The organism is Atribacterota bacterium (assembly GCA_028703475.1).
In the GTDB taxonomy this organism is placed as follows: Bacteria; Atribacterota; Phoenicimicrobiia; order Phoenicimicrobiales; family Stramentimicrobiaceae; genus JAQVMU01.
This window is the reverse complement of record JAQVMU010000098.1, coordinates 1-4,560: the sequence shown is the minus strand read 5'-3', so window position 1 is coordinate 4,560 and position 4,560 is coordinate 1. Positions and strand designations below refer to the sequence as shown.

The window sequence follows — 4,560 nt, the reverse complement described above, 5'->3', positions numbered from 1 at the left end:
AGAAGGTTAGCCCACATCACTAATAAAAATATCTTTATGTTTTAAAATTCAAGTATTTTTCTCAATAAATTATTTGTTTTTCTTATTCAGCATAACTATCTGCTGCTGGATTATAAAGTTCTATCGAGTTAAGCTCTTCACCATTCATATCACGACCACATGCAAGATAAATTTCATCTTCATAGACTGTAATGCCACAACCATATCTTGTTACTACATTATAAGATTCCATTTCTTTCCATTCACCAACCTCAGAATCCAGCTCAAAAGTAAAGTAACCACCTTCACCTTTACCACTCATGATATATAATTTATCATTTACAACAGCCGCTCTTGGATTTTCCCAGGTATATGGCAGGCTTGGACCTTCAGACCACTCATTGGTCTCTGTATCCAAAATCAGTACACTATCTGTCGGGGCATCTGTTTCATTTCCACCCTGTCCACCTAAAAGATATACTTTTGTTCCTAAAGCAACTGCCCAGGTGTCCTGACGGGGTAGAGGACATTCCGGTCCCAACTCCCAACTATCAGTTTCAGTATCATAGATATCTACTGCTTTGGAATAATCGAATCCTTCATTTGACAATCTATCATCTTCTCCGCCTATTAGATAAACCTTACTACCAATCACAGCTGCTCCACCATCATAGTGCCCCATGGTTGCTTCTCCAGGAAGTTCTTCCCATTCTCCTTTTTCGATATCAAAAATGAAGCATTTTTTATTTGTACCAGCCTCATTTTCTCCGGCAAAACCATATAAATGATTATTAACAGATACCACAACACCGTTTTTGCCACCTGGAGGATATGATTCTACACCATAAATACCCCATACTTCTGTATTGAAATCATAATATTCAGTAGGAACAGGTTCCTCCCAGTCACCTCCTCCAAAGATAAACAGCTTATCTTCAGCTACAGCACACCAGAGTTTATAACGTGTCATTTCAGCTTCTAATCCAATTCTAATGGCTTCCTGAGCAGAAATAACACTTAACGATCCAATTGCCAACAACATCACTAATATCAAGCTAATTGTTATTGTAAATTTTTTTCCCATTTTCCTTATAACCTCCTTGTTATTTTTCTGGGATAAAAAGCACGCACTTCAATAATAGTTTTTTAAAGTGCCCAGTTATTCCTGGTATATTCTCCCTATCACCTCCATTTTTTTGTTTTTTTAGCTCCCTAAAGAAAACTATAAAATCAATATTTTTTAGTATCACTATAAGAGTAACAATTTTTGCTGTTTAATTCTTTAATGAATATAATTTTTCAAGATAGAAAGCACTAGTTCCCCAAAGGGATAAATTGACAAATCTTCATTTATAAGCTATTTATTTAATCTACTTAGTTACAAAAATCACTATTTTGTTTTAATTAAAACCTAAAAATAAGGATGCTCAACTTCAAAGGTATCAACAACTGTACCATCTATGGTTTTTGCTTGTGCTTTAATTAATGATCCTTCAACACTGTAAATAGAATACATAGGAGCATTTTCTAAATATTCGGCAGTCCACCATCTTTCTCCAACAGTATAAAATTTATCTCCTGAGGGGCCATGAGTAATATGAGTTATGCCTTCCCTGTTGATACTTCCACCCTTAATAGGCCAGGTTCTTTCATACACATGATTATGGGCACCAAAATACATATCAACACCATATTTCTCAAATATATCAAGCCAATGGTCCATTAAATATTGAGATTCACCATGATTTAATCCTGCTGAATAAATCGGTATATGCCCCATAGCTATTGTCCAGGTATTGTTATTCTCCCGAAGGTCCTTCAGAATCCAGGGACGCTGTTCGGCAGCCAAAGGCTCACTGGCAGCTAACAAAAAAACAAAATGTGTATTTCCATAGTCAATAGAATACCACCTTTCATTGCCAGGGAAGGCAAATTGTTCCCAGTAGGTTTTTTGATCACCTTCATGATTTCCATGTACCCCCATCAATGGCACATCTTCTAAAACTCCTTCACCGGTCACAAACCAGATATCCCATTCCTGCTGATTTCCCGTATCGGTAAAATCTCCCAGGTAGAGAATAAAATCAACATTTTCTTCCTTTACTAATTTAAATATTTCTTTCTGATTATCATAACCACCCTGGGCATCACACATCACTGCAAATTTAAAGGGCGTATTATCCCATTTTGAAACTGCTGTTTTAAAGGTATGCTCTTGACTTTCCCATGGTTCTGAAGTTTTAACTCTATAATTATAAATGGTGTTTGGTTCTAAGCCAGTAATCTCAGCAGTATGCCAGTGTACTTCGGTTCTTCCATATCTATAGTTATGAGTTTTCCCCTCAATAGAGAAAGTAAAATCAGAGTCTTTACCATATTCCACATATCCCTCGGATCCCGGTTCAGAACGCCACATGACAGTCATGGTGGTAGCAGGGTCATTCTGCCAGCTGAGATGAATGCCTCGGGGAAAATCCTGGGCAGCTGCAAATGTAAATAGTAGAAGTAAAGTTAATGCCACTAAGCCACCAATGGAAATCATTTTTTTATAAAATCTATTAATTTTCATATTAGCCTCCTATTCTTTATTTTTACATTAATAAAATTCTCCAAGCTAAAAATAAGGATGTTCCAGGCTAAATTCATCCAGTATAGAACCATCTTCAAATTGTTTTACTATACCTTTTATTTGAGAACCCTCTACAGTAAAAACTGTATAACACAATTCTCCTACTGCTTTAGCAGTCAACCATGTTTCTACTGCAGGATAGTATTCATTTCCTACACTACCATTTGTAATATAGATGACCCCCTCTCTGTCAATCTTCCCTTCTTTAAGTGGCCAGGTTCGTTCATAACTATGTTCATGTCCGTTTAAATAAAGATCGACTCCATAATCTTCAAATAAATCTGCCCAATTATCAACTAGGTAAAGCTCAGGACCATTTTGAGCAGCGGAGCCAAAAACTGGCTTATGACCCATGGCAATAGTCCAGGTATTATTGTTTTCTCGAAGGTCTTTCAGAAGCCAGGGGCGCTGTTCTGCTGCCTCAGCCTCTGTCATTGTTGATAAAAAAACGAAATGGACATTTCCGTAATCAATTGAAAACCATCTTTTATTACCTGGAAATGCAAACTGTTCTAAATATATTGGATCACTATCAACATTTCCACGTACTGACATTAATGGAACTTCAGCAAAAATATCTTCACCACACTCAAACCACCTATCATACTCTATCTGAGTCCCGGAAGTGGTAAAATCTCCAAGATACAGGAGAAGATCCGGATTCTCTTTTTTTATTTCCCGTAGGGCTTTTTCAAAATTATCATAACCACCCTGAACATCACAGAAAGTGACAAATTTAAAAGATTTGCCATCTCCTTTAGCAAGTGCAGTTTTAAAGGTGTGATCTTCACTCTGCCAGGGTTCAGAAGTATTCAACTTATAATGATATATTGTGTTTGGCTCTAAGCCGGTAATCTCGGCAGTATGCCAGCAGACTTCCGTTCTTCCAAACTTATAACTGTTGATTTCACTTTCTAAAGAGTGTGCATAGTTAGAGTCTATTCCATACTCTAAAGTTCCCTCTGCTCCCGGTTCAGAACGCCACATAACGGTCATGGTAGTAGCAGGGTCATTCTGCCAGCTGAGATGGATTGCCCGATTAAGATCATTTACAGCTATAACTGTAAAATTTAGTACCAACATTAGCAGTATTAAGATTGTAATGGTTATGTTCTTTTTATTTAAGCTATTGCCTTTCATAAAAAAATTATCTCCTTATCTATATTTAAAAATAAGCAAAGGTTAAGTTAAAAATATGGATGTTCTAGGCTAAATTCATCAACCACTCTACCGTCAATATCCCTGGCTTGTACCTTGATCAGTGACCCCTCAACACTGTAGATTGAATACATGGGAGTTTTAGGTTTTATTACAGCCGACCACCATTGATTACCAACGGTATAAAATTTATCACCGGAAGGTCCATGAGTAATATGTGTAATACCTTCTCTGTTAATACTGCCATTTTTAATTGGCCATGTTCTTTCATAGCAATGGTTATGTCCGGAAAAATATAAGTCTACACCGTATTTTTCAAATATATCAACCCAGTAATCAATTAAAAATTGATACTCAGGCTTTTCCAATACAGAAGAATAAACCGGTTTATGCCCCATTGCTATTGTCCAGGTATTATTGTTTTCCCGGAGGTCTTGCAGAAGCCAGGGGCGTTGCTCTGCTACATAATCCTGGGTATGTGTATGCAAAAATGCAAAATGAACATTTCCATAATCAATAGAATACCATCTTTCGTTATTCGGGAAAGCAAACTGATTCCAATAAGTATCCCTATCCCCTTCATGATTTCCATGTATTCCCATCAAGGTAACATTTTCTAAAACACCTTCTCCAGTCCCAAACCAGATATCCCATTCCTCTTGATTACCGGTATCTGTAAAGTCTCCCAGGTAGAGAATAAAATCTACATCCTCTTCCTTTACCTTTTTGAATATTTCTGTTTGATTGTCATAGCCTCCCTGGGCATCACAGAGCACTGCAAATTTAAAGGCAGA

General features: G+C 36.9%; 4 protein-coding genes. All 4 read right to left on the bottom strand.

Features of this window, described 5'->3' with window-relative positions; translation table 11 throughout:
• Positions 1-82 precede the first annotated feature (82 nt).
• Positions 83-1,063: a kelch repeat-containing protein gene (locus tag PHQ99_07935; GenBank protein ID MDD4289500.1), complete on the bottom strand. Its 981-nt coding sequence runs from the start codon at positions 1,061-1,063 to the stop codon at positions 83-85.
• A gap of 327 nt (positions 1,064-1,390) precedes the next feature.
• On the bottom strand, positions 1,391-2,548 hold the full coding sequence (locus tag PHQ99_07930) for a metallophosphoesterase family protein (GenBank protein ID MDD4289499.1): 1,158 nt from the start codon (positions 2,546-2,548) through the stop codon (positions 1,391-1,393).
• A 45-nt stretch (positions 2,549-2,593) separates the two neighbouring features.
• Entirely contained in the window at positions 2,594-3,748 is a 1,155-nt protein-coding gene (locus tag PHQ99_07925; protein MDD4289498.1) for a metallophosphoesterase family protein, read from the bottom strand.
• 47 nt (positions 3,749-3,795) lie between these two features.
• On the bottom strand, positions 3,796-4,560 hold a 765-nt coding region (locus PHQ99_07920; protein MDD4289497.1), incomplete at its 5' end, for a metallophosphoesterase.

Coding starts and splice junctions, on each gene's coding strand:
- PHQ99_07935 (MDD4289500.1), bottom strand. CDS start 1,063: ATGGGAAAAAAATTTACAATAACAATTAGCTTGATATTAGTGATGTTG.
- PHQ99_07930 (MDD4289499.1), bottom strand. CDS start 2,548: ATGAAAATTAATAGATTTTATAAAAAAATGATTTCCATTGGTGGCTTA.
- PHQ99_07925 (MDD4289498.1), bottom strand. CDS start 3,748: ATGAAAGGCAATAGCTTAAATAAAAAGAACATAACCATTACAATCTTA.